Here is a 23,564-nt window from a genome sequence, read left to right on the forward strand (position 1 = left end):
CTTGCTCTGCTAGTCCATGCGCGCCCCAAATAGTATTTCCAATGATCAGATTCACCCAGGGCAACCTGCTGGAAGCCAAAACCGAAGCCCTCGTCAACACGGTGAACACCGTGGGTGTGATGGGTAAAGGCATCGCGTTGATGTTCAAAGAACGCTTTGCGCAGAATTACCGTCTGTATGCAGCAGCGTGCAAGGCCGGTGAAGTAGAAACCGGCAAAATGCACGTGACGGCCACCAATGAACTCGATGGCCCGCGCTGGATCGTGAACTTCCCTACCAAACGCCACTGGCGCTCTCCCTCGCAAATGGCGTGGATTACCGAGGGTTTGCATGATCTGCGTCGTTTCTTGATAGAAAACGATGTGAAGTCTGTCGCTGTCCCGCCGCTAGGTGTTGGTAACGGTGGGCTGAAGTGGCCTGAAGTGCGTGAGCAAATTGTTGAAGTACTGGACGATCTGGACGTGGATGTATTGGTGTTCGAACCCTCCAATCAGTATCTGAATGTCGCTAAACGCAACGGAGTTGAGCAACTCACTCCGGCACGGGCGCTGATTGCAGAGTTGGTACGACGTTATTGGGTTCTGGGGATGGAATGCAGCCTGCTCGAGATTCAGAAACTGGCGTGGTTTCTTGAGCGTGCAATCGAAAAACTTCCTAGTACTGAGAACCCGCTGAATCTTAAATTCGTCGCCCATAAATTCGGACCGTACGCTAATCGATTGGAACATCTGCTCAACAATCTGGATGGCAGCTATCTGCATTGCGACAAGCGCATCAGTGATGCGGGAATCACCGATGTGATTTGGTTTGACCAGGATCGCAAAGCCTTTTTGCAGACCTACCTCAAGACTGAAGCCAAGGAATACTCCCAGGCTTTGGAGCGCACGGCCGAATTGATCGATGGTTTTGAATCTCCTTTTGGCATGGAGCTGCTAGCGACGGTCGACTGGTTGCTGATTCATGATGGTGTTGCGCCAACCGTTCCGGCTTTACGCGAAGCACTGATGAAATGGGATGGTGGCTCCAGCGCTGCAGCGCGGAAAAACAAGCTGTTCGACGATCAAGCTCTGACTATCGCAATTGAGCGCCTTACTTCCAGCAGTTTCAGTCCAAACATAGCGGCCTGACGCCGGAGCGAAACAGGGCAATTGCTGCTGCACAATTGCCCCGCTGCCTTTCGCGATGGCTTAGGCAATCCTCAGGTCAATGCGCCAACACTTGCAAAACCCAACCCCCACAGTGCTAAATCCCGCCTTATAACCACCCCCTCTGTTTTTACCCGCATTCCCGCCACCGGCCGGATTCCGGTATTGAGCCTCACGGGAATCCATGGAATGGTCCTGCATATCCCGACCCTGCTGGTCGTTTCGGTCTTCGTCTTCTTTTTGATGGGGCTTTTGACGCTGCACGCCTGGTATCGCGAAACCCGCGAGCCGCCACTGGCGTACCTCGGAAGCATGATGCTGCTGGGCGCCTTGGGCGTGGTATTGGTCAGTTGGCGTGATCGAGGGGTCGACTTCATTCCCATTGTGTTCGGCAATGTTGTTCTGTTACTCAGTGCAGCGATGAACTGGACGGCCATGCGCACGCTGGTCGGGCGCAGACCGTCAGTGTCCGGCATTCTGGCAGGCGCGTTCGCCTGGCTGACCTTGTGTCTGATTCCCGCCTTCTACGAGTCGATGCCAAATCGGGTTCTGATCTACTCCTTGCTGGCATTCGGTTACGGCGTGCTGACAACGCTGGAGCTCTGGCGCAGCCGCCACACTCTGGACGTCGCGTTTATGCCGGCGCTGGTGTTGACCGTTCTGCACACTGTGTTCTACGCCGTTCGCAGTGCGACCGATGAAGGGCTGCCGGTGACAAAGGCGCTGCTGGGCACTGGCGAGGGTGTGCCGTTTTTCTCGTTCATGCTGTTCGAGTCGATGCTGTATGTCATCGGCATTGCCTACATCACCCTAGCGATGGTCAAGGAACGTGCAGAGCTCAAGCTCAAAGCGGCGGCGTTCAGCGATCCGCTGACGGGCATTGGCAATCGTCGCGCGTTCATGATGAACGCCGGCCAGTTGCTTACTGAAAGCCAGCAACACGCAGAACCGGCGGCGTTGCTGCTTTGTGATCTGGATAACTTCAAGCGTCTGAATGACACCTATGGCCATCCCGTTGGGGATCAGGCGTTGATCGCGTTCGGCCGGATCGTGGCCGAGAGCCTGCGCAAGGACGATGTTTGCGGGCGGATTGGCGGTGAGGAGTTTGCCTGCCTGCTTAACGATTGCGATGAGCAGACTGCACTGGAAATTGCCGAACGGATCCGCCGTTCGTTCTCGCAATTGTCGATTCTTGAGCCGGGGCTGCTCAGCGTCAGCATCGGAGTTGTGACTACCCGTGAATCCGGCTACGACTTGTCACGCCTGCTATCGGAAGCGGATCAGGCGCTGTACGGCGCCAAAGACAAGGGGCGTAATCGTGTACAGACTTTGCGTTCGCTGTACTTGAGCCTTGCCGATAATTAATGCCCAACAAACGGCCATTTCAATAAGCCATTAGCACATCCGCCCTAATTGCCCCAGCCGGCACCCGCCACTAAATTTCCATTCTGTTTTTGTGCATTACAAAAGCGCCAAGGAATGGAGCAACACCATGTCATCATTTTTCAGATTGAGTAAATCCCTCGCTCTACTGACTGCACTCTTGACTGCCACCTCAGCGTCAGCGGAAGAGCCGAACCCCGTCGGCGACTGGTGGATCATTTACGGCAACGGCGTTCCGCACAAGAACATCATGTATGTCGCCGACAGCACATCAGTTGTGCCGTCGACGCTTACCAAGGGTGCGCAAATGCTGGCGGTGACGCTGGTGTATGAAGAGCCGGGCAAGCCAATGATCGATGCCTACAACCTGGAAGTTCAGTGCAAGACCAACAAGGTGCGGTTTGTTAATGGCCAGTCGGTGGATCGAATTGCCTACATGCTGCGGCACCTGAAAGTAAACGAGCAATGGCAACAGCCGAAAGAATTCTGGGTCCAGCGCGCTTTGGCTTTCGTTTGCACTCCAGAGAAAAAAGACATGATTGCATTGGGCAAGATGGAGCACTTGCAGATGATTCAGGGCATGCAGCAGATGTTCTTCAAACTTGCACCGATTCAAGAGAAAGGCCAGATGATGGACAACCTCGACTCGATACTGGGCAACAAGTAACAGCCTGATTTCTGGGCGCTGCAGCGCGCTATTTCGTCTCTCACATGACACCGGGAGTCATGATGAATCAATGGACTAAAACGTTACTGACGTTGCTGATAACAGCCACAGTCTCAATGATTAATGGCTGCCACCTGATTGCACAGTCGCGCTGGGAAGGACGGGATGTTCAGGAAGCACTCGATCTGTTCGGTAAACCTGACTCAATGAAAAAACAGACCGGTGCCAACGGCGAAAATCTGGCCGTCCTGACCTGGTTCAAATCCTCCAGCTGGACCACCACCGAAGCGGCCGGCACTTCAATGAATCACACCGGCAACGGCATGGTGTACACCGAGTACTACGAGACGGTCGGGCATAGCTCTGACTGCAAACTGGAAGCGACCGTCAATAAAGCCAAAAAGATCGTACTGTTCAGGATCGAGGACGGAAAAATCATTCATGGCAAATGCATCAACGTTCCGTTCGTACCCGGTTACATTCCGCCCGGTTTCTAGTGCTATCCCTGAGCGAGTAACTGCTCAGGGATAACTGAATGACTTCACCAGCGTCAGCTCTCCCACCGCGCGCATAGGGATCAGAAACGTCTCCATCTTCTCGCTCGGCGTACCTTCTTCAGTAATCACCGTCACCTGCGCCGTGGTCAGCGGCTGCACCGCCTCATCGCCGCCATCCTCATCCCCGCGATAGCCACCGCCGTAGTAATTCACATACACCAGATACTGGCCCTTGATCGGCGCCGGCATGGCGAAGATTTCCGGGCCGTAGCCGGTGGTGACGTCGACGTCGAGCGCCGCGCCGTTGGCGGCGCTGCGGTTGCCGTACCAGATGTGCGCGCCGTCGGGGGTGACGAGGTGCAGATCGAGGTCGGTGCCGTCGCTGTCCCATGCCAGCAGTACGCGCAATTTCGCTGGGGTGGCGCCGCCGCTGGTGTTGAGGAATTGCGTGCGGTGACGTTGCTGGCCGTCGGGGCTGCGCACTTCGACGCTGTTGCTGCCGTTGGGGAAGGAAAACGGGCGGTCGAAGCGGCCACTGTCGTCGATTTTCAGCGGCATGCTCACGCCGTTGACGATCAAACGACCGGGTTCGTTGTCCTTCCGCGCAGCTTTTATCTCGCCGCTGATGCGCGCGGTGTAGGACTGGCCGATCGGGGTGTTGACCGATGAGGCCGGGTAGTTGACGGTCTGACGGAAGCTTTCGCCCTCGCCTTCGGGAGCGCCACTGCGCCAGCCGCCGACCGGGGTGTCGAGTTTGACGCCACCGGCGGCGATGGCCGGCGAGAGCGCGGTCAACGTGCAGAGCAGCAGCAAGACCTGTGGATAACGGAGTGTCATGGTCTATTCCAGCAAAAGGTGACGGGCGAGCCCTTCGATGTAGGTTTCATCCTGGCCGTTGGGATGTGCTTCAAAAGCCAGGTGCAGATATTCGTGGGTCAGATCGAGGCGATCCTGCAGAGTCAGCACGCCGCGCACGTAGATGCGTTGTCGTTCACGGTCGACAAACGGGCGACCGAACGCCAGTTTGCACACGGCGAATGTGCTGACTTCGTTGTAGCCGGTTTCGCTTTCCAGCTTCGGACGCCAGCCGCGTCGCTGTTTCTGCAGCCAGTCTTGTGCGGCGGGCAGCGCTTCGCAGGAAGCGACGGGGTTGTCCCAACGGCTGAGGCTGGCGCGCGGATAGGCGTGCAGCAGAATCGCGTCGTAACGTTGACCGGCCTTGGCTTGCTCGACAGCTTTTTGCCAGGCGAGTTTGTCCGGGCCGGGTTGATCGGAGTGATAGGTGACGGTGCTGCCGGCCAAAACCAGATCCGCGGTCCATGCGGCGATGCTTCGGGATTCAGCAGAGGCCGGGCGCGGTGCAACGCGCTGGCGATTGCTGCTGTCGTCGATACTCAGGCAGTCGCCGTTGCGCGTGGCGTTTTGCAGCAGATACGTGCGAATCGCCACGGCCAACGCCTTGGCGGCTTCGGCAGGTTCGGGTTTGGCTTCACGTTCCAGTACTCTCGCGACGTATTCTTCGCGATCAAGCCTTGCGACGAGTTTGTCGTTGAGCAGAAACAGTTCGCCGTCGCTGTGGATATCCAGCGCGTTGCCGTTGGCGAATTCGACGCGGTAGTCGCCCTGCAACGGGCCGGAAGTGACCACCCGCTCGCCAGTCAAAACCCGCGAAACCGGATAGCGCGAGAACAATCTGACTTCAACACAACGCCCCGCCTCTGCTGGCCATGCCGCTGGCAACACCGTCGCCAATGCCTGTCCATAATGGCGCAAGACCATCTGGCTGGTGCCACGTCCGCCCGCCCAGATCGGAGCATCATCCGCCGTCCAACCAGCAAACCCGCCCTGCCGCGATTGTGGGTCCTGATCACCGAGCCAGCTCCAGGTTTTCACCCGCAAGCGCCCGCCCAGTTCACCAACGACATTGCCGTCCGCCGCGTTCAGCACCACGTCGAGTAGCACTCGACGCGCCTGATCCTGCGCCGGCAACGAGGCCATAACCTTCAGCAGTTCAACCACGGAAACCCGTTGAGCCGGTTGCACCGAAGGCAGATCCAGCAACCAGGACGGCGCCCTCCGCGCCTGCCAATAGGTTCGCCAATCCGCCGCCGAAATCCCTAACCGCGCAGGCTCGAAATACAACCCGCAGGATTTCACCAACGCCTGATCACGCTCGATCTTGCCACCCGCCGAGCAGCAATAAATCTCGTCTTTCGATTGCCCGCGACATTCATACGCCGGCTCCCGCGCTCCGGTATCCACCAGCCATGCGTAGACAAACAACTTCCACAGACTGCCCAGCGGCGTATCCAGCGATGACGGCAACGGTTCACGCTTGATCAGTTGCGTCTGACTCAACGACAACAATTCGCCCTTGTAGGCCACGCGCAACGGCTCGTCCTGCGCCGTTGCCAGCGCAGGGATCACACACATCAGCAGCCACAGCAGCGGCCGGCTCATGTCAGTTGACCGTGACCTGACCGAGGGCGGCTTTCGCTTCCTGGGCCTGATGCTGCGGTGCGTAGACTTGCTTGAAACGCACCGGCGGCAGGCTGAACTGGCCCTTCTGCGAGAAGCGCACCAGATGGCGCAGGCGCAACTCGCCGCTCAGCGCATCGACCGGCACGGCGTAGGCCAACTGGCCCGGTTCGAATCGCGCCTTCTCCAGCGCGGTCGGCTCGGTGCCGTCCTTGCCTTGTAACTTGATGCCCCAGGTGGTGCGCTCGACATCGGCGCCCGGTGGCAGCGGCACTTCAAGCATGCCGTAGCGCAGTGGTTTCGGCGCTTTGCTGGTGAGGATTACTTCGTCCAGATACAGACTGTCACTGGACAACGGCTTGGACCCGACCGGCTCCAGTTTGAAGGTGAAGGCTTCATCGCCCGGCACCAGTCGCGACAGGCGACGAGTGATGGTCACGGCCATCGGATCGACCGCCGGTTGCTGGGTCTGGAAGCTCAACGCCGCGCGCAGCGGACGCTCTTGCGTACCGGACACCGTCAACACGCTCGGCACCGGAGTGGCGCCTTGCCAAGTCCAGTACATCTCACCGGTAGCACCGTAGTTTTTCTTCCAGCCTTCACCCGGCGCCAGGGCAATAGTTGGCGAAGCCTGGGCGATGCTGCGTTGCAGCCAGGTCAGCGCCAGCGCACGTTCGAGGGTCGATTGCTGCGGCAACAGTCGTTGCAACAGCGCTTGCGCACGGGCCTGATCGAACGGTTGCAGCGACAGGTTCAGCGCTTCGGCAAACGGCTGCGAGCTGACCGACAGACGCTGTTGCGCCGCAGCCAGCTGACGATTGAACGCGTCAGGCAAGGCCACTTTCGATTGAGTGGCCAACGAAGCGGTCAACACCCGCGCCGCCGCCAGACCGAGTGCCGAATCCGGATCGCTCATCACCAGACTGTCTTCGCCATCGTCCATCAGCGTTTCGGCGTTACCTTCACCGGCCTTGGCCAGATCCTCCATCAACCCGCTGAGCAAGGTGTTCACCGGCAAATGCATCTGCTTGGCAAACGACAGAATCAGCGCCCGTTGCAGCAATGGCGTGTTCGGCGCTTGCTTGGCGTACACCTCCAGCACCCGCTGCCAGTGCTCCGGCGGCAAGGTCAGCCCCAACACTTGGCTGGCATTCCAGTCGGCGTAGTAGGCGTAAGCGGTGAGGAACGCATCCGGCTCACCGTCGTAACCCCACCAGGTGAAGCTCGCCGAAGGTCCGGCCATTTGCACCAGCCGCAACCGGCTGTTCTGCATGATCAGGCGCAAGCGATCACGAATCTGCGGATTCGATGCCAGCGATGGATAGGCAATGCTCAACGGCAGCAAACGGCTGGCAGTCTGCTCGACGCCTCCATACGGATAGCTGAGCAGATCGTCGAGGGCTGAGCGGAACAACGCTTGCGGACTGTCATCCAGACGCAGACGAATATCGGTGGCATCGGTCGGCAGACTCAACGGTGTGTCACCGCTGGCGACATCAAGGCTTTGCGTCTGCGTCACCTGCCAGCCATCACCGGTCGCACTCAGGCGCACGGCCAGAGAGTCCGCGGTTTTGCCGTCCTGAACCAGCTCCGCCGTCCACTCACCGGAGGCCAAGGCGAACGCCGGCAGCGGCAGGTAGTTGATGCCGTTGTTCAGGGTCACCAGCAGACGCTGTTCGGCGCCCGCATAGTGAGTGACCAGTTCAGCCTTGACCGGCTTTTCGGCCTGACTGAACGCAAACACACCGAGTTGCGGCTGATCGCCCTTGCGGAATTTGCTCGGCCCGCTCCACTTCAGGTACAGCGGTTTTTCCGAACGCACGAACTGCTTCTTCTGCCCGACCTGACCGTCATCGGCGATGGCGCGGGCGGTAATGCGCCAGCGGGTCAGCGAGTCCGGCATCTTGAAGGTGAAGCGGGTTTTGCCGTCGGCACCGGTCAACAACTCCGGCTGCCACGCAGCGGTGTCGACGTCTTCACGACGCGGCCGCTCCAGCACTTTCACCCCGCGCTCGCTGCGGTTGGCTTTGCCCGGTGCGCCGGGGCTGCCCGGCAACGCCACGTCGTAACTGATGAACGACAGGCTCGCACTGGTGCGCACGTTGTTACGGCGCGGGTGATAGAAGAACTGGTCGATGGTCGGCGCAACTTCGGGTTGCAGCGCGTAGACCATTTCGTCGACGACGCTGACCGTCAGATGCGCCGGAACGGCTTTGCCGGCGAACTGCGTGCTCAGGTCAACCGTGACCGTATCGCCCGGCAGATACACCGCTTTGTCGGTGCTGATCGCCACGTCGATTTGCGGCGCGGTCACTTTGATCCCGGCGTTCTGGAAGCTGTACTGACCGCCCTTGGTGTACAGCACCGAGAACGTAAGGTTCGGCGCAAAGTTGTCCTTCACCGGGATGCGTGCGCGGTATTGGGTGTCGCTGAGTTTTTCCAGTTTCAGCCAGTCGGCGCCCTTGGCCAGCAGCGCGGTGGCTTCGACCTTGTCACGTTCCAGCGAGAGCAGCGCATCGCTGACAGGTTCCGGGAAGGTGATCAGCGCCAGCGCTTCATCACCGGCCTTGTACTCAGGCTTGTCGAGGACGATTTCCACAGTGCCCGGCACCGCTTTCACACCGTCACCAGTGACCGAATGCCCGGTGGCACCGAGTACGCGACCGTGTTGATCTTTCAAGGTCAGGTTGTAAGTGCCTGGACGCTCGAAAGCCAGACTGAAGCCTTTATCAGTCGCCGCAAGTTTGCCTTCGCCCGTGCTCTGGTCTTCCAGACGCACCCAGCCATACGTGCTCGGCGTCACCGCTTTGCCTGGCTCGCTGCCGCCCTCATTGGCGTAGCTGAACGCAACCTTGTCGCCGACCGCGCTGAAGCGTTGCGGCGCGCTCAAACGAAAGCTCGCCGCGCCACGGTCGATGAGGATTTCCTTGGTGGTCTTGACCCGATACGCCGCGCCATCGCTGGCGAACACGGTGAGCATGTAGCGGCTCGGTTTGTCGGCGGCCGGCAGGTCGAGGCTCGCGTTGCCTTTGCTGTCGGTGGTCAGTTCGGTGCTGGTCAGCTCCACCGGGAATTGCCCGAGGTATTGCAGCTCGTTGTCGACCATCGACAGTTGCTGGGCACGCAGGCTCAGGGTCAGTTTGGCGTTAGCCACCGGTTTGCCGTCAGGGTAGAGCAGCACCAGACTGCCCTTCACCGGTTCGCCGGTGCGGTAATCCTGCTTGGCCAGATTCAGCGAAATCTCGAAGTGCGGCTTGATGTACTCGGCTACACGGAAGGCGCTGCTGTAAGCCTGATCCTTGTAGTTGAAACGAATCTCGTAACCGCCCGCGACGGCGTTGTCCGGCAACTGGAAGCGGCCCTGAGTGCCAGCCTTCGAATCGAGTTTCAGGTCGAGATGCTGCAACTCGGTACCGGTGGCATCGAGCACGCTGACCGTGACATCTGCAGCGCCCGGCAACACCGAATCCCGCGCATTCTTGAATTCGCGACCGACGATCTTCAGCGATACCCAATCACCTGGGCGATACAGCGGCCGGTCGGTGAAGGCATAGAGTTTGGTGTCGTAGATTTCGCTGTCGTAATAGAAGTTTTCCGAGACGAAGACGCCGCCCTCTTCATCCTCGCCAATCACGAACGAACGCTCCGGACTGACGTGTTTCAGACGCAGCAAACCATCGGTATCAGTCGCACCGCTGCTCATCACGCCGAGGCCGTCAGTCCACAGCACATTGACCTTCGGCACCGAGCTGCCTTCGTGTTTGCGTGCGGCCCAGACCAGCAATTCATCGCCGGCAATCTTGCTCACCGCCACAGTGTTGGAAACGAAAACCATGGTGGTCGCGCGGTATTTACCGATCAGCGCTTCAACCAGATACAGACCCGGCTTCAGATTGCCCAGCGGGATGTAAACGTTACCCGGCGCGACACTGACGAAATCGCTCGAAGACCCGGCCAGATTGACCCCGGCCGGCGGTTGAATCGGCTTGGCCTGCCACAGCGGATAACGGAACTGGCTGACCACCGGCAGACCCGGGATCAGCGCAAATTGCGGCTGCGCGTCGTACGGCGTCGGCGCGGCGATGGCGTTGCCCATCTTCAGTTCCGGCACTTCTTCGGTGACCTGTTTGCGCGATTCATAGGAGAACGCGCGCTGCATCACCCGCCGGGATTTGCGGTACCAGTTGTCCCACAGGTACGCGAGGGTGTTGGACAGGCCTTCGCCCTTGAACTGGCCATCGCTGACCACGCGGTGCAGGTTCTTCTGGCGCTTGAGGAAATCCAGCGGCTTGTCGATGCGGTACACACGAATGTCGGCGCCGCCATACGGTTCCATGCGGAAACGACGGTAATCACGGCCCGGCGCTTCGAGGCGCACCATCGCCTGTTCGTCGGCAGCGAAACTGCTATCGGCGAGCAGGAAGAAGCTTTCACCGGAGACCGGCGTGTAGCCGCTCGGCTCGACCGAATCTTCGGCGCTGACGGTAGCCACTGGCAGCAACAGCGCCAGCAGCAAAGGAATTCGGGAACAGAGTCGCAACATGCGGGCACCGGTCATTGGGAGAGAAAGTTCAGTCGATAGACGCCGATGAAGTTGGGGTTGGCTGCGTCGGGTATCCATCGGGTGTCCTTCCATGTCATGAGTTGCTGCAGGCTTGCCGAACGCATGCCGTTGTCAGTCGGGGTAGTGGTGCCGGTGTGATAGGCGATGTAACGGCCCATCCAGATCATCAGGTGCTGGTCGTCGCCCTGATCGAAAAACATCAGATCACCGGGCCGCGCCTGCGACACGTCGCGGCTGACCAGATGGCTGTTGAACTGAATCAGTTTGATCGCGTTGACGTACGGCCCGACCTTGCCGCCACCCTGCTGCCATTGCTGGGCGAACTTGCGCTGGTCATCGCTGAGCGACAGCTCCGGCGGCAAATAGCGATTGGACAGGCCATTGCTGCGCAGCCATTTGTCGTCATGGACTTTCAGCGCTTCGTTGGCGGCGAAACGCACCAGCCCGGCACAGTCCTGCTGATACCAGCGCGGGCTCGGCCCTTGGCTCAGTTGCTCTTGGGCGATGCGCACGAACCAGGCGCGGAACACCTGGGATTGCGCCGGATCCAGCGCCGGCGCTTCAACGGCTCGGGCGCCCGCGCTCAGTAACAGCGCGAGCAGGCCGAGGCTGCGGATCAGTGTGGTCACAGCGCTTTCCATTCCAGCGGCAACCACTGCCAGTGGCCGTCAGGCTCGCTGCCTTCCGGCAGGGTCAGCGCGTATTTGCCGTAGCCACCAAGGGTGCGCAATTTCGGGATCAGATAGGTTTGCGCGGCGTTGTAAAACACCGGTTCCATGTCCTGCGGCAGGCTGTCGAGGGTTTCCTGCTGCATCAGTTGCGCCATCGAGTCCGGGCCGAAGTAGATCGGCATCAGCACGTCTTTGGGCAGCACGTCAGCCATCGGCGGGAAGCGTTTGTCGAGGGTGCCGAGGGCCTTGTCGACCAGTTTGTCGTCGAGGGAAAACAGCAGCGTCGAACCGTGACGGGCGAGGCTGACTTTCATGAACGCCTTGCCGGAAATCGCATCTGGATTCTCGGCAGTCTTCGCCGCATACGCGCCGAAATTGGAGCTGACCTGACGCTGCCAGACATGTTTCTGGCCTTCTTGTTTCTCGACCACAGGGAAGACGTTTTCGTCAACGTTGGCTTCGAATGCACCGACCATCGAACCGAACAGTTTGCCAAGATCACCGTCGAGCTTGCTGCTGTCTTCGTCTTTAAGGCTGGCGACCAACAGCGGCGTGTACAAACGCGAATCGGCGTACCAGCAAAGGCCCGCCGCGCCGGCCACGTGTTCGGTGAGGGTTTGCGCCACGGCTTCTTCGGCGCCGAGTTTTACCAGCAGTGGTTTTTGCGGTTCGGCCGCGACCGGCAGGGTTACGCAGGCACTGGCGCCGAGTGGCATGGCTTGCCAGACCGGTTTGAAATCGAAGTCGGGCTGGTTTTCCAGTTCGTCCATGGCGAGGTAGCTGTGCCAACCCTTGTCATCCATATCGAAGCGCAGCCCGGCGAAGTTCGGAATGAAGCGCTGATAGCCCATGGCGAGAACGCTGGAGTTGACCGACAGGCGTTGCTTGGTTTCCGCAGTTTTCGCCGGCAGACCGAAGGCTTCAGGGAACAGTTTTTCGCCATTGAGCAGCGCCGCCAGCGCTTGCGGTGAAACGTGGCCGGACTCTTCGGACACGCCGCTTTCCGGGTCGTAATACTTGGCTGGGTTCGACAGCACCACCAGTTTGTCGCCGTGGGAGGCGAACAACAGGGCTTTGCTGGCGTTATAAGTCAGTTGGAACAGCGGTACGCTATCGCCGCCGACTTTGAGTTCGCCCATCTGACTGAGCTGCGTGTCATCCAGCGCGACTTTCGCCAGCGGCTCCAGCAGTTTCGCCAGCCCGCCGCGATCCATCACCAGCAGGAAATCCTTCAAGCGACCATCCGCGCCACGCCACAGCGCGACATCGGCTGGCTGATCGAAAAGTTGCTCGATCAGGCTGTCCTGCAACTTCAGATCATGCTCGTAGATGATCCGGCGCAGACTGCCGATCAAGCCGAGGCGATCCGCATGGGTCTCGTAATAGAAGACGAAATCTTCGGTGAGCGTGGCCTTGAGGAACGGCACCGTCAGCAAGTCCTTGGGCAACTGGCTCAGCGAGCGGGTTTCCAGCAGTGCATCGGGGCGGCTCAGGCCAAGTTTGTCACTGGCCAATTCCGCCGGCGGTGCCTTGGGCTTGAGCAGCAGCCAGCCAAAACCACCCGCTACACCGGCCACCAGGCACAGCCCGGCCAGCAGCAACGGCCATTTCCGGGAAGGTTGAGTCGCTGGCGTATCGGCAGCTGGAGTCACAGTGTTATCACTCATCGTTAACAAAACCCGATTTCATCCGTGGCGGGATGCTTAATAGTTGAAAGTCTTGACCAGCAGCAGATCACCGATTGCCCGCAGGGGCACGATGAACGTTTCGCGTTTTTCGTCGACGGTGTTTTCGTTGAGCACCAGCGTGATTTGCGAGGTGATCACCTCGTTCTGGTTGCTGGTCTCCTCGAAGTTATAGCCGCCGTTGCCGAAGTTGCCCCAATAGTTGACGTAAACCAGGTAGGTGCCGTGCAGCGGCGCGGTCATGGTGAACATTTCCGGGCCGGGGCCATCAACGCCATCCGGGTCAAGACCGCCGCCATTGCTCAGCGCCGGACGCGCCCAGAACGCATGCTGACCGTCGGGCGTGACAATGTGCAGATCGAGTTCGGCTTTCGGATCGTCCCAGCCCAAGACAAGACGAATTCGCGCCGGCGGGCGCAAATTGTTTGCTTCATAAAATTGCACACGCTTGAGCGACTGGCCTTCGGCGCTGATCACTTCGACACTGTTGGAGCCGGCGCCGAACGCGTACGGCCGGGCAAAACGGCCCTGGTCGTCGGTGTACAGATTCAGTGGATTGCCATTCACCGCGAGACTGTGCGGCGGGCGCATATGGCCGATGGCCTTGAGCTGGCCCTGGATCATCGTGCGATTGCGCTGGATGCCGCGATCGATCGGCGGCGTCGGGTAGGCGACTTGCGGGTTTTCCGTGCGATCGAGCAAGCCGTGATAGCGCCAGCCACCCACCGGCTCCGATACCTCGGCCGTCGGCGCCGCCAGCAGCGCGGGCGCGCAGGCCAGGCCGATCAGCAGCCAAAGAAATGAACGCATGTAATGCCTCCTGCCATGCCTGAACGAAACCTTGCACCCGATCCTCGGTACTTCACAGCGGTGAAAACTGCGTTTCGTCTGAAAGACCCGTGACTAAGGGGTCGTAGAAGGCGCGAAGATTAGCGATTCGGCGGTTTTTTAACAATCGGATACATGTGCTATTGCTGTAGGAATCAAGCCAATCCGGTGGACGGTGAGCCGAATAGGCGTCATATTCGGCTCACAAAATGAGCCGAATGGCATTTCTATTCGGCTCACGGACGCAAGGCAGGCAACGAATGGCAACTTACTGGATCTGGCAGCAGCCCGATTGGCCCGACTTCAACTGGCAGGCGGAACGCCTGGCACCGTTGTTGCGCGAGTGTGTACAGGCCCAAGGTCAGTTGATGGGGATGGCCGGTTCAGTAGGTGACTCTTTGGGGGCTCAGACCGAACTGGACGCCCTTTTGCAGAATATCGTGACGTCTTCGGCCATCGAAGGAGAGCAACTGAATGTCGGCTCCGTGCGGTCATCGTTGGCGCGACGTTTGGGCCTGGAGTTGATCGACGGCGATAAAGTCAGCCAACGCAGTGAAGGTCTGGCGCAGCTTATGCTGGATGTCACCCGTCGATTTGCCGAACCGTTGACGCTGGAACGCCTTCTGGAATGGCACCAATGGCTGTTTCCCGATCAAGAGGCTGACCTTACTGCACGCCGCATGCATGTGGGTGCACTACGCGGTGACGAGCCTATGCAGGTGGTATCGGGTCGCATTGATCGTCCAACGGTTCATTTCGAGGCGCCACCTCGCCAAGGTATTGAGCAGCAGCTCGACCAATTTCTCCAATGGTTCGAGGCCAGCCAGCATCAGACAGCACTGGACCCGATGCTTCGTGCGGGCATCGCCCATTTCTGGTTCGTCACCTTGCATCCGTTCGACGATGGCAACGGCCGTCTGACCCGCACCATCACTGATCTGGCGCTGGCACAGGGCGAAGCGCAAGCCATCCGTTTCTACGCCATGTCGGCGAGCATTCTGGATGATCGGTCCGGCTACTATCGGATTCTGGAATCGAGTCAAAAAGCCACACTGGACATCACTGAATGGCTTACATGGTTCCTGCAAACCTTGCTACGCAGTCTGCAACAAGCCATCACCCGCATTGAAAGCGTGCTGGGCAAGACGCGTTTCTGGCAGGCACACCGCGAGTCCGAACTTTCGGCGGAGCAGGTCAAAGCGCTCAATCGTCTGCTCGACGGCGGCGAGCGGGGCTTTGAGCACGGCATCAGTGCCGGGCAATATCAAGCGGTGGCGAAAGTGTCGAAGGCCACAGCAACCCGACACCTTGCGGAGTTGCTGGAGAAAGGTTGCCTGCAACGCTTGCCGGGTGGGGGTCGTAGCACCCGCTATCAGATCAACTATCCCGACAGAGCTACACATTAATCTCACCCAGCACAGAGCCATTTCTGTCCTTGGGAGCCGGCCCGCTCATTTGCCCATAACCCCCCTATCTGCTAGTGTCGCGCCGGTTTAACGTCAACCGGAAATCGCCGCCATGGCCCGCAAAAAAGCTGCACTGGATTTCGAACAGTCCCTCGCCGACCTGCAAACATTGGTCGAGCGTCTGGAGAACGGTGAATTGTCGCTGGAAGACTCGCTGACCGCTTTCGAGCAGGGCATCGGTCTGACCCGTGACTGCCAGGCAGCGCTGGCGCAAGCCGAGCAGAAGGTGCAGGTGCTGCTGGAGCGCGATGGCGAACTCGCCGAGGAACCCTTCGACGCGGAACAGCCAGAATGATTGCAGCGTATACGGCGACCAGTCAGACCCGGGTTAACGCAGCGCTGGAAACCCTGTTCAACGCACCGTTGCCGGAGTTGGCGCGGCTTTACGAAGCCATGCGCTACAGCGTGATGAACGGCGGCAAACGCGTGCGACCGTTGCTGGCCTACGCGGCGTGCGAAGCGCTCGGTGGCAAGGCTGAGCAAGCCAACGGTGCGGCCTGCGCGGTTGAGCTGATCCACGCCTACTCGCTGGTTCACGATGATTTGCCGGCGATGGACGACGACGATCTGCGTCGCGGCCAGCCGACCACTCACAAAAAATTCGATGAAGCCTGCGCGATCCTGGCCGGTGACGGTTTGCAGAGTCTGGCGTTCAGCGCCCTGCTCGACCCGCGCCTGAGCGATTGCAGCAGCGACATCCGCCTGCAAATGGTCACCGCACTCGCCCAGGCTGCGGGCCCGGCAGGCATGGTCGGCGGTCAGGCGATCGACCTTGGATCGGTCGGCCTCAAGCTCGATCAGAAAGCCCTCGAGCAGATGCACCGGCACAAGACCGGCGCGCTGATCGAAGTCAGCGTCAAACTCGGTGCTCTGGCCAGCGGCCGTGCCGAGCAGGATGAACTCCGTGCCCTGCAGACTTATGCACAGGCCATCGGCCTGGCCTTTCAGGTGCAGGACGACATCCTCGACGTCGAAAGCGATACCGTCACCCTCGGCAAACGCCAGGGCGCCGACATTGCCCGTGACAAGCCGACCTACCCGGCGCTGCTCGGTCTCGACGCCGCCAAGGCCTACGCGCTGGAACTGCGCGATCAGGCCCTGCACGCCCTGCGACCGTTTGACGCGGCCGCCGAGCCGTTGCGCGAGCTGGCCCGGTATATCGTCGAGCGGCGTCACTGATCAGCAATCGGTCAAAAAAGACCAACGCGTGGGCAGGGGGCGATGCATCAGGTAAACTGCCGCATCTTCTATACCTATAACGATTCGCCTGATGCCCACGACGTTTCATGAGATTCCCCGCAAGCGCCCGACCACGCCCCTGCTCGACCGCGCTAACACGCCGGACGGCCTGCGCCGGTTAGGCGAAGCCGAGCTGGAAACCCTGGCCGATGAGTTGCGCCTGGAATTGCTCTACACGGTCGGCCAGACCGGTGGGCATTTCGGTGCAGGCCTGGGCGTGATCGAGCTGACCATCGCGTTGCATTACGTCTTCGACACGCCGGACGACCGGTTGGTGTGGGACGTGGGTCATCAGGCGTATCCGCACAAGATCCTTACCGGTCGCCGTGAGCGCATGGAATCGCTGCGCCAGAAGGACGGCATTGCAGCCTTCCCGCGTCGCGCCGAGAGCGAGTACGACACCTTCGGCGTCGGCCACTCCAGCACTTCGATCAGCGCTGCACTGGGCATGGCCATCGCCGCCCGCCTGCAGAACAGTGATCGCAAGGCAATCGCGGTGATTGGCGACGGCGCACTGACCGCCGGCATGGCTTTCGAGGCGCTGAACCACGCGCCGGAAGTCAACGCCAACATGCTGGTGATCCTCAACGACAACGATATGTCGATCTCGCGCAATGTCGGCGGTCTGTCGAATTATCTGGCGAAGATCCTTTCCAGCCGCACTTACGCGAGCATGCGTGAGGGCAGCAAGAAAGTCCTGTCGCGCCTGCCCGGCGCTTGGGAAATCGCTCGTCGCACCGAAGAATACGCCAAGGGCATGCTGGTCCCCGGCACGCTATTCGAAGAGCTGGGCTGGAACTACATCGGCCCGATCGACGGCCACGACCTGCCAACGCTGATCGCCACGCTGCGCAACATGCGTGACCTCAAAGGCCCGCAGTTCCTGCACATCGTCACCAAGAAAGGCAAAGGCTTCGCCCCGGCGGAAGTCGACCCGATCGGTTACCACGCCATCACCAAACTCGAACCACTGGACGCTCCGGCCGCCGCGCCGAAGAAGGCCAGCGGGCCGAAATACTCAGCGGTGTTTGGCGAGTGGCTGTGCGACATGGCTGCCGTCGATCCACGCCTGGTCGGGATTACCCCGGCGATGAAGGAAGGCTCGGATTTGGTGGCGTTCAGCGAACGTTTTCCGCTGCGCTATTTCGACGTGGCGATTGCCGAACAACACGCCGTGACGTTCGCTGCCGGTATGGCCTGCGAAGGCGCAAAACCGGTGGTGGCGATCTACTCGACATTCCTGCAACGTGGTTACGACCAGTTGGTACATGACGTCGCGGTGCAGAACCTCGACGTGCTGTTCGCCATCGACCGCGCCGGTCTGGTCGGCGAAGACGGCCCGACACACGCTGGCAGCTTCGATCTGTCGTACCTGCGCTGCATCCCGGGCATGGTCATCATGACCCCGAGCGATGAAAACGAGCTGCGCAAGATGCTCACCACCGGCCACCTGTACCACGGCCCGGCGGCGGTGCGTTACCCGCGCGGCAGCGGCCCGAATGCGGCCATCGACAAAGATCTTGAGCCGATTGAAATCGGTAAAGGCATCGTACGTCGTCAGGGCAGCAAAGTGGCTTTGCTGGTGTTCGGTGTACAACTGGCCGAGGCGCTGAAAGTTGCTGAGAAGCTTGATGCGACAGTGGTCGACATGCGTTTCGTCAAACCGCTGGATGAAGCGCTGGTGCGCGAGATTGCCGACAGCCACGAATTGCTGGTGACCATCGAGGAGAACGCGATCATGGGCGGCGCCGGTGGCGCGGTCAGCGAGTTCCTCGCGCGCGAGAACATTCTCAAGTCGATGCTGCATCTGGGCTTGCCGGATATCTACGTCGAGCACGCCAAGCCAGCGCAGATGCTGGCCGAGTGCGGGCTGGATGAGGCCGGGATCGAAGCGTCGATTCGTGAGCGTCTGGCCTTACTCGACAAATAAACGCATTACCCTTGTGGGAGCGAGCCTGCTCGCGAAAGCGGACTGTCAGTCAATACATTGCTGACTGATACACCGCATTCGCGAGCAGGCTCGCTCCCACATTTGATTTGTGTACACCTGAAACACCAGTGGACTGTCCATGAAACTCTCGCGCCTCGCCCTGCCCTTCCTCCTGCTGCCAACCGCCAACACCCTCGCCGACACCTTCGAGCGTGATCAGGCACTGAAACTGCCGGACATGCTGATCTCCGCCAACCGCCAGGTCGAAGCCCGCAACGACAGCAGCGCCGCCAACACGGTATTCACCCGTGAAGACATCGACCGCCTGCAACCGAGCGATGTGCCGGACCTGCTGCGGCGCGTTCCCGGTGTGCAAGTGGCGCAGGCCGGCGGGCGCGGCAGTCTGCCAGGGATCTACATTCGCGGCACGCAGTCGGCGCAGAGTCTGGTGCTGGTCGACGGCCAGCGCATTGGCAGTTCGACGTCCGGCGACAGCAACCTGCAGCATCTGAACATCGAGCAGATCGAGCGGGTGGAAGTGCTGCGCGGTTCGCGTTCGGTGATTTACGGCAGCGACGCGATTGGCGGGGTGATTCAGATCTTCACCCGACGCGGTACCGAGCAGGGTTTGCAGCCACGGATGCACGTTGGTTTCGGCAGCAACCAGACGTGGGAGCGTAGTCTCGGCTTGTCCGGGGGCGATGACAAAACCCGCTTCAACCTCGGCGCCAGCCTGGATGAAACCGCCGGAATTGACCGCACTCACGAGTCGTATCCAAGTGATGGCGATCATGACGCCTACCGCAATAAATCCGTAAGCCTGAGCCTCAGCCATGCGCTGACCGATGACATCGAAGTCGGCGCCAATCTGCTGGATAACCGGGGCAGGAGCCAGTTCGACAGTCCGTTCGGCACCTACCAACAGCAGCCATATAGCGACTTCAATATCAGCAGCTTCAGCGGCTACATGGATGCTCGGATCAACGAACGCTGGAAAACCCGCCTCGAACTCGGTCACAGCGAAAACCGCGAGCAAGTCAAAGACAGACTCAGTGACGAGCACAGCGTATTTAATACATACCGCGACTCGGTGAACTGGCAGAACGATGTGTCCCTGAATTCGCGCAACAGCCTGATTTTGGGTGGAGACTGGTACGAAGATCGAATTAACAGTGATTTTGACGATTTCGGTAGCCGTAATTCCTTGGACGAGGACAGCCGCTGGAACCGCGCCGCATTCATCCAGCATCGTTATCAGGCCGACAGTTTCTTTACTGAACTGGGCCTGCGTCGCGACGACAACCAGCAATTCGGCAGCCAGAACACCTGGAGCGGCACCTTCACCCTGCCGCTGAACCCGGATAACGATCTGTTGCTGAGCTACAGCGAAGGTTTCCGCGCCCCAACCTTCAATGACCTGTATTACCCCGAATACAGCAACCCGGATCTGAAACCGGAAACCTCGAAAAGCTACGAACTGCAATGGCGCAGTCAGTTAAGCGACAGTAGTCGTCTGGAGGCGTCCCTCTATCAAACGGATTTGAAGGACGCGATTATCTCCGCCGACGGCAGGCCTCCCGAGAACGTCGCTTCCGCGCGGATCAACGGTTTCGAAGCGGCACTGAAGCAGGAACTGTTCGGCTGGCAGAGCAATCTTGGCGTTTCGATCATCGATCCGCGCGATCGCGATACCGGACACACCTTGGCACGGCGTGCGCGGCGGACGTTGAGTTGGGATCTGGATCGGCAGTTTGACCAGATCGGCCTCGGTGCCAGTTGGCAGGCGGTGAGCAGCAGTTATGACGATCTGAAAAATGAAAACCCGCTGGGTGGCTACGCGTTGTTCGGCTTGCGCAGCAGTTGGGCGTTGAACCGCGAGATCAAGCTGGATCTGAAGGTCGATAACGTTTTCGACAAAGGCTACAGCCGGGCGAATTACAGCTATGACGGCAGCCAGTATGGGTATCGTGAGGAAGGTCGGGTGTGGATGTTTGGGCTGACCTGGACCCCGCAACTCTGACGATTAGCCTCAATCAACTGTGGCGAGGGAGCTTGCTCCCGCTCGGCTGCGCAGCAGTCGCAAACCGACCTGTGCGATACAAAAATAGAATTGAATCGACAGGATTTGGGGCCGCTTCGCAGCCCAGCGGGAGCAAGCTCCCTCGCCACAAGTTATCGGTGCGGCTGGATGACTTGGCAGAGCTTGGCGGTGGCATCGATCATTTGGCCGCTTGGGCGCTCAAGGCCTTTGTCGGTGACCAACAGTAATGTCCCCTGCTTCACCGCTGCTACTTGAGGCCAGGCCTTCCACGCATCCAACTGCGCCTGATCACTCACCAGAATCACCTCTGGATCGCGCTGCAACACCGCCTCAATACTCACCTGCGGCGCCGGCAGACTCAAATCAGCGAACACATTACTCGCCCCGCATACCTCAAGCGCATCACTGATGATTTGCCCGCCACCGACGGTGTACAGCGGTTTGTCCCAGACCTGATAGAAGACCCGCAACGGCACGTCCCGGCGATAGCGCTGGCGCAACTCCGCGAGTTGTTGGCGCAACGCCGCCGCCCGTATCACCCCACGTTCAGGTCGCCCCAATTGCGTGGCTATGGCTTCTATCTGGGTAGTGAGTTGCTCGAAGGAATGCGGCTCGGCGACGAAGGTCGGGATACCCAGACGGTTCAATTGATCGCGCTGCGCCGGGCCGACACTCCCGGGCCACAGCAACAACAAATCAGGCTGGAGGCTCAGCAGCTGTTCCATATCGAGTTGGCCATAGCGGCCGACAGAGGGGACGTTGGCAATTTCAGCAGGACGCTCCCCGGCATCGAGCACACCGACCAGCAGGTCAGCCGAATCCAGCTCAACGACAATTTCAGAAAGCGACGGTGCGAGGCTGACCACCCGCAGTTGCGCCAGCGCAGGGCCACTGACGGCCAGCAGCAGAAGCGCCAGCCACAGACGACGCATCAGCCGAGTTGACGCGGAATACGGTAGAGGTAGAACAGCACCGCCGTGGACAACGCCAGCAACATCAACGGTACGGCTTCAAGACCAACAAACACCGCCAGTGCGCCGATCCACGCCGGCAAAGCTGCCGCGAGAAAAGCCGCACGACGACGGGCTGCGAGGGCGATCCACGCGGCCGGTTCATCCGGGGTATCGAGGGCTTTTTGCGTGGCGATCAGCGCATGTTTATAGCGACCGAAAAACTTCAGGCTGACAAACATCGACGCGACGCCGGCAATGAAAAACGGCATCGCCAGTACTGGCAGAATCCCTTCGCCCTGACCAAACAGCGCGTTGAGCACGAACAACGGCACCAGCGCCAGCGCGAGGTATTTCCACCAATCGACCGACAATCGGCGCCGCACCTGACCGCGAGTCACGCGCGATCAACCTCGCCCTGATGCTCATTGCCCATCATGTGGTCGAGCTTGCTGGCCTTGGTCGCCAGGTAGAGCTTGTTGTGCGGGTTGTGGCCGGTGTGCAGCGGCACGCGCTCGGCGACGGTGATGCCCATGTCGGTCAAGGCTTTGACCTTGCGCGGGTTGTTGGTCATCAGGCGCAGGGATTTCACGCCCAGATGCTCGAGCATCGGCAGGCACATGGCGTAGTCGCGCTGGTCGGCGGCAAAGCCCAGACGTTCGTTGGCTTCAACGGTGTCGGCGCCGCCGTCCTGCAACTCGTAAGCACGGATCTTGTTCAGCAGACCAATGCCGCGACCTTCCTGACGCAGGTAGAGCAACACGCCACGGCCTTCACGGGCGATGGCTTTGAGGGCGCCTTCGAGTTGCGAGCCGCAGTCGCAGCGCTGGCTGAACAAGGCGTCGCCGGTCAGGCATTCGGAGTGCAAACGGCCGAGTACCGGGGCACCGTCGGCAATTTCACCCAGGCTCAGCACGACGTGCTCACGGCCGGTGGCTTCATCGAGAAAACCGTGCATGGTGAATTGCGCAAAAGGCGTTGGCAGCTTGGAAGCGGCGACAAAGACGACAGGCACCGGTGTGCTCCTGATCTAAAGAGTCTGAAAATTCGCAGGCCGGCATTGTAACAGCAGGTTCCTACCGGCGCTTAGGCTGAATTATCGGGCATAACGATCAAAAAGTTTGATAACTACCCGGTCGACATGGATCCCTGTAGGAGCTGTCGAGTGAAACGAGGCTGCGATCTTTTGATCTGGTTTTAGAATCAAGATCAAAAGATCGCAGCGTGCCGCAGCTCCTACAGGGGATTCGTCGCGCCCCTAGTGAAGGGATACGGCTGCTGCCACTTCTCAAAGATCGGCTTCAACTCGCCGCTCTTCACCAACTGCTCCATACGCTGGTCAAACAGCGCCATCAGCGCCCGTGCCTGTGGCGTGTCGGCAAAGCCGAGGAACAACGGCAGCTCGGCCAGGTGCGAATAGCGATACTGTGCCGGATCGGCTGCGGTTTTCACCACCGCTTCAATCTCGGTCAGCGCATCGATGTAGTAATCCGCCCGCCCCTGCTTGAGCATCGACAGAATCCCGGTGCGACGCTCGATCTGGTTGTAGCGCTTGATGTTGGGCAAGTAGTTTTCGTAGCGATAACCGCGCACCCAGGCCAGTCGATACTTGCCCAGCGTCGCCTGGGTCGGCACCGGATTGCTCGCCAGGCCCAACGCGTAGATGTGGTCGGAATCGAAATTCCAGCGCGGATACAACACCTGCTCGGCTTCGTCGCGATAGGAACCGACCAGCGCGTCGACTTCCTTCAACTGCACCAGCCCGACCGAACGGGTGTAAGGCACGCTGCGGATATCGAGCTTGACCCCAGCCGGCTCGAACACCTTGCGTAGCACGTCCCAGCCTAGGCCATGGCCGTCGGCGGCGGTGTAGTCTTCCCAGTCTTCGCTGGCCAGATGGATGACCGTCGGCGTCGGCGCGGCGTCCTGCGCACCGGCCACGGTGCTCAGCAAAGCCAAAACCACTAGCGCCAACCAGCGTCGAGCCATCCCTAGTCCCCTCACTTGCCCCTGATATCCC

General features: G+C 59.9%; 19 protein-coding genes. 9 read left to right on the plus strand and 10 right to left on the minus strand.

The window, feature by feature from the left end:
* The first annotated feature begins 41 nt into the window (after positions 1-41).
* The 4 genes from darG (at position 42) to ACZZ0A_RS22025 (ending at position 3,692) form a co-directional block, all read left to right on the plus strand.
* Complete coding sequence (gene darG / locus ACZZ0A_RS22010) at positions 42-1,127, plus strand: type II toxin-antitoxin system antitoxin DNA ADP-ribosyl glycohydrolase DarG (RefSeq protein WP_463543734.1); 1,086 nt, start codon at positions 42-44, stop codon at positions 1,125-1,127.
* A gap of 207 nt (positions 1,128-1,334) precedes the next feature.
* Positions 1,335-2,510 carry a GGDEF domain-containing protein gene (locus tag ACZZ0A_RS22015; protein ID WP_463543735.1) on the plus strand — a complete coding sequence of 392 codons (1,176 nt, stop codon included), beginning with the start codon at positions 1,335-1,337 and terminating at the stop codon, positions 2,508-2,510.
* A 127-nt stretch (positions 2,511-2,637) separates the two neighbouring features.
* Positions 2,638-3,195 carry a hypothetical protein gene (locus tag ACZZ0A_RS22020; RefSeq protein WP_463543736.1) on the plus strand — a complete coding sequence of 186 codons (558 nt, stop codon included), beginning with the start codon at positions 2,638-2,640 and terminating at the stop codon, positions 3,193-3,195.
* A gap of 62 nt (positions 3,196-3,257) precedes the next feature.
* Complete coding sequence (locus ACZZ0A_RS22025; RefSeq protein ID WP_007910907.1) at positions 3,258-3,692, plus strand: hypothetical protein; 435 nt, start codon at positions 3,258-3,260, stop codon at positions 3,690-3,692.
* 24 nt (positions 3,693-3,716) lie between these two features.
* Here ACZZ0A_RS22025 and ACZZ0A_RS22030 read toward each other — a convergent pair whose 3' ends face one another.
* Genes ACZZ0A_RS22030 through ACZZ0A_RS22055 form a run of 6 tightly spaced genes read right to left on the minus strand, consistent with a single transcriptional unit; the run spans position 3,717 to position 13,900 of the window.
* Positions 3,717-4,529: a YfaP family protein gene (locus tag ACZZ0A_RS22030; protein ID WP_463543737.1), complete on the minus strand. Its 813-nt coding sequence runs from the start codon at positions 4,527-4,529 to the stop codon at positions 3,717-3,719.
* 3 nt (positions 4,530-4,532) lie between these two features.
* Positions 4,533-6,152, minus strand: coding sequence for a DUF2300 domain-containing protein (locus ACZZ0A_RS22035; protein ID WP_463543738.1), 1,620 nt, complete (start codon positions 6,150-6,152; stop codon positions 4,533-4,535).
* 1 nt (position 6,153) lies between these two features.
* Positions 6,154-10,728 carry an alpha-2-macroglobulin family protein gene (locus ACZZ0A_RS22040; protein WP_463543739.1) on the minus strand — a complete coding sequence of 1,525 codons (4,575 nt, stop codon included), beginning with the start codon at positions 10,726-10,728 and terminating at the stop codon, positions 6,154-6,156.
* Entirely contained in the window at positions 10,725-11,375 is a 651-nt protein-coding gene (locus tag ACZZ0A_RS22045; protein ID WP_123375859.1) for a DUF1175 domain-containing protein, read from the minus strand. Before ACZZ0A_RS22045 ends, ACZZ0A_RS22040 begins: the two co-directional genes overlap by 4 nt.
* Positions 11,360-13,072, minus strand: a complete 1,713-nt coding sequence (locus ACZZ0A_RS22050) for a DUF2138 domain-containing protein (protein WP_007910914.1) — start codon at positions 13,070-13,072, stop codon at positions 11,360-11,362. Before ACZZ0A_RS22050 ends, ACZZ0A_RS22045 begins: the two co-directional genes overlap by 16 nt.
* A gap of 36 nt (positions 13,073-13,108) precedes the next feature.
* Positions 13,109-13,900 carry a YfaP family protein gene (locus tag ACZZ0A_RS22055; protein WP_463543740.1) on the minus strand — a complete coding sequence of 264 codons (792 nt, stop codon included), beginning with the start codon at positions 13,898-13,900 and terminating at the stop codon, positions 13,109-13,111.
* A 278-nt stretch (positions 13,901-14,178) separates the two neighbouring features.
* Between ACZZ0A_RS22055 and ACZZ0A_RS22060 the strand changes: the two genes are divergently transcribed.
* The 5 genes from ACZZ0A_RS22060 to ACZZ0A_RS22080 all read left to right on the plus strand — a co-directional run bounded on the left by ACZZ0A_RS22060 (position 14,179) and on the right by ACZZ0A_RS22080 (position 20,573).
* On the plus strand, positions 14,179-15,324 hold the full coding sequence (locus ACZZ0A_RS22060; protein ID WP_447787277.1) for a Fic family protein: 1,146 nt from the start codon (positions 14,179-14,181) through the stop codon (positions 15,322-15,324).
* Between the two features lie 112 nt (positions 15,325-15,436).
* Positions 15,437-15,679, plus strand: coding sequence for an exodeoxyribonuclease VII small subunit (locus ACZZ0A_RS22065; RefSeq protein WP_003228627.1), 243 nt, complete (start codon positions 15,437-15,439; stop codon positions 15,677-15,679).
* Positions 15,676-16,563, plus strand: a complete 888-nt coding sequence (gene ispA / locus ACZZ0A_RS22070; protein ID WP_447787280.1) for a (2E,6E)-farnesyl diphosphate synthase — start codon at positions 15,676-15,678, stop codon at positions 16,561-16,563. Before ACZZ0A_RS22065 ends, ispA begins: the two co-directional genes overlap by 4 nt.
* 91 nt (positions 16,564-16,654) lie before the next feature.
* Positions 16,655-18,553, plus strand: a complete 1,899-nt coding sequence (gene dxs, locus ACZZ0A_RS22075; RefSeq protein ID WP_463543741.1) for a 1-deoxy-D-xylulose-5-phosphate synthase — start codon at positions 16,655-16,657, stop codon at positions 18,551-18,553.
* A gap of 139 nt (positions 18,554-18,692) precedes the next feature.
* Positions 18,693-20,573, plus strand: a complete 1,881-nt coding sequence (locus ACZZ0A_RS22080) for a TonB-dependent receptor domain-containing protein (protein WP_463543742.1) — start codon at positions 18,693-18,695, stop codon at positions 20,571-20,573.
* Positions 20,574-20,725: 152 nt separating this feature from the next.
* Here ACZZ0A_RS22080 and ACZZ0A_RS22085 read toward each other — a convergent pair whose 3' ends face one another.
* The 4 genes from ACZZ0A_RS22085 to ACZZ0A_RS22100 form a co-directional block, all read right to left on the minus strand.
* Positions 20,726-21,526: a cobalamin-binding protein gene (locus tag ACZZ0A_RS22085; protein WP_463543743.1), complete on the minus strand. Its 801-nt coding sequence runs from the start codon at positions 21,524-21,526 to the stop codon at positions 20,726-20,728.
* Positions 21,526-21,945, minus strand: a complete 420-nt coding sequence (locus tag ACZZ0A_RS22090) for an MFS transporter (RefSeq protein WP_122661425.1) — start codon at positions 21,943-21,945, stop codon at positions 21,526-21,528. The genes ACZZ0A_RS22085 and ACZZ0A_RS22090 overlap by 1 nt, the downstream gene beginning before the upstream one ends.
* Positions 21,942-22,559 carry a GTP cyclohydrolase II gene (gene ribA, locus ACZZ0A_RS22095; RefSeq protein WP_016984117.1) on the minus strand — a complete coding sequence of 206 codons (618 nt, stop codon included), beginning with the start codon at positions 22,557-22,559 and terminating at the stop codon, positions 21,942-21,944. Before ribA ends, ACZZ0A_RS22090 begins: the two co-directional genes overlap by 4 nt.
* Positions 22,560-22,780: 221 nt before the next feature.
* Entirely contained in the window at positions 22,781-23,533 is a 753-nt protein-coding gene (locus ACZZ0A_RS22100) for a substrate-binding periplasmic protein (RefSeq protein WP_007910931.1), read from the minus strand.
* Positions 23,534-23,564: the final 31 nt, after the last annotated feature.

This window comes from Pseudomonas sp. AC242 (assembly GCF_979258655.1).

Coding starts and splice junctions, on each gene's coding strand:
- ACZZ0A_RS22040 (WP_463543739.1), bottom strand. CDS start 10,728: ATGACCGGTGCCCGCATGTTGCGACTCTGTTCCCGAATTCCTTTGCTG.
- ACZZ0A_RS22100 (WP_007910931.1), bottom strand. CDS start 23,533: ATGGCTCGACGCTGGTTGGCGCTAGTGGTTTTGGCTTTGCTGAGCACC.
- ACZZ0A_RS22080 (WP_463543742.1), top strand. CDS start 18,693: ATGAAACTCTCGCGCCTCGCCCTGCCCTTCCTCCTGCTGCCAACCGCC.
- ACZZ0A_RS22015 (WP_463543735.1), top strand. CDS start 1,335: ATGGTCCTGCATATCCCGACCCTGCTGGTCGTTTCGGTCTTCGTCTTC.
- dxs (WP_463543741.1), top strand. CDS start 16,655: ATGCCCACGACGTTTCATGAGATTCCCCGCAAGCGCCCGACCACGCCC.
- ispA (WP_447787280.1), top strand. CDS start 15,676: ATGATTGCAGCGTATACGGCGACCAGTCAGACCCGGGTTAACGCAGCG.
- ACZZ0A_RS22050 (WP_007910914.1), bottom strand. CDS start 13,072: ATGAGTGATAACACTGTGACTCCAGCTGCCGATACGCCAGCGACTCAA.
- ACZZ0A_RS22060 (WP_447787277.1), top strand. CDS start 14,179: ATGGCAACTTACTGGATCTGGCAGCAGCCCGATTGGCCCGACTTCAAC.
- ACZZ0A_RS22065 (WP_003228627.1), top strand. CDS start 15,437: ATGGCCCGCAAAAAAGCTGCACTGGATTTCGAACAGTCCCTCGCCGAC.
- ACZZ0A_RS22020 (WP_463543736.1), top strand. CDS start 2,638: ATGTCATCATTTTTCAGATTGAGTAAATCCCTCGCTCTACTGACTGCA.
- ACZZ0A_RS22025 (WP_007910907.1), top strand. CDS start 3,258: ATGAATCAATGGACTAAAACGTTACTGACGTTGCTGATAACAGCCACA.
- ACZZ0A_RS22055 (WP_463543740.1), bottom strand. CDS start 13,900: ATGCGTTCATTTCTTTGGCTGCTGATCGGCCTGGCCTGCGCGCCCGCG.
- ACZZ0A_RS22030 (WP_463543737.1), bottom strand. CDS start 4,529: ATGACACTCCGTTATCCACAGGTCTTGCTGCTGCTCTGCACGTTGACC.
- darG (WP_463543734.1), top strand. CDS start 42: ATGATCAGATTCACCCAGGGCAACCTGCTGGAAGCCAAAACCGAAGCC.
- ACZZ0A_RS22035 (WP_463543738.1), bottom strand. CDS start 6,152: ATGAGCCGGCCGCTGCTGTGGCTGCTGATGTGTGTGATCCCTGCGCTG.
- ACZZ0A_RS22085 (WP_463543743.1), bottom strand. CDS start 21,526: ATGCGTCGTCTGTGGCTGGCGCTTCTGCTGCTGGCCGTCAGTGGCCCT.
- ACZZ0A_RS22045 (WP_123375859.1), bottom strand. CDS start 11,375: ATGGAAAGCGCTGTGACCACACTGATCCGCAGCCTCGGCCTGCTCGCG.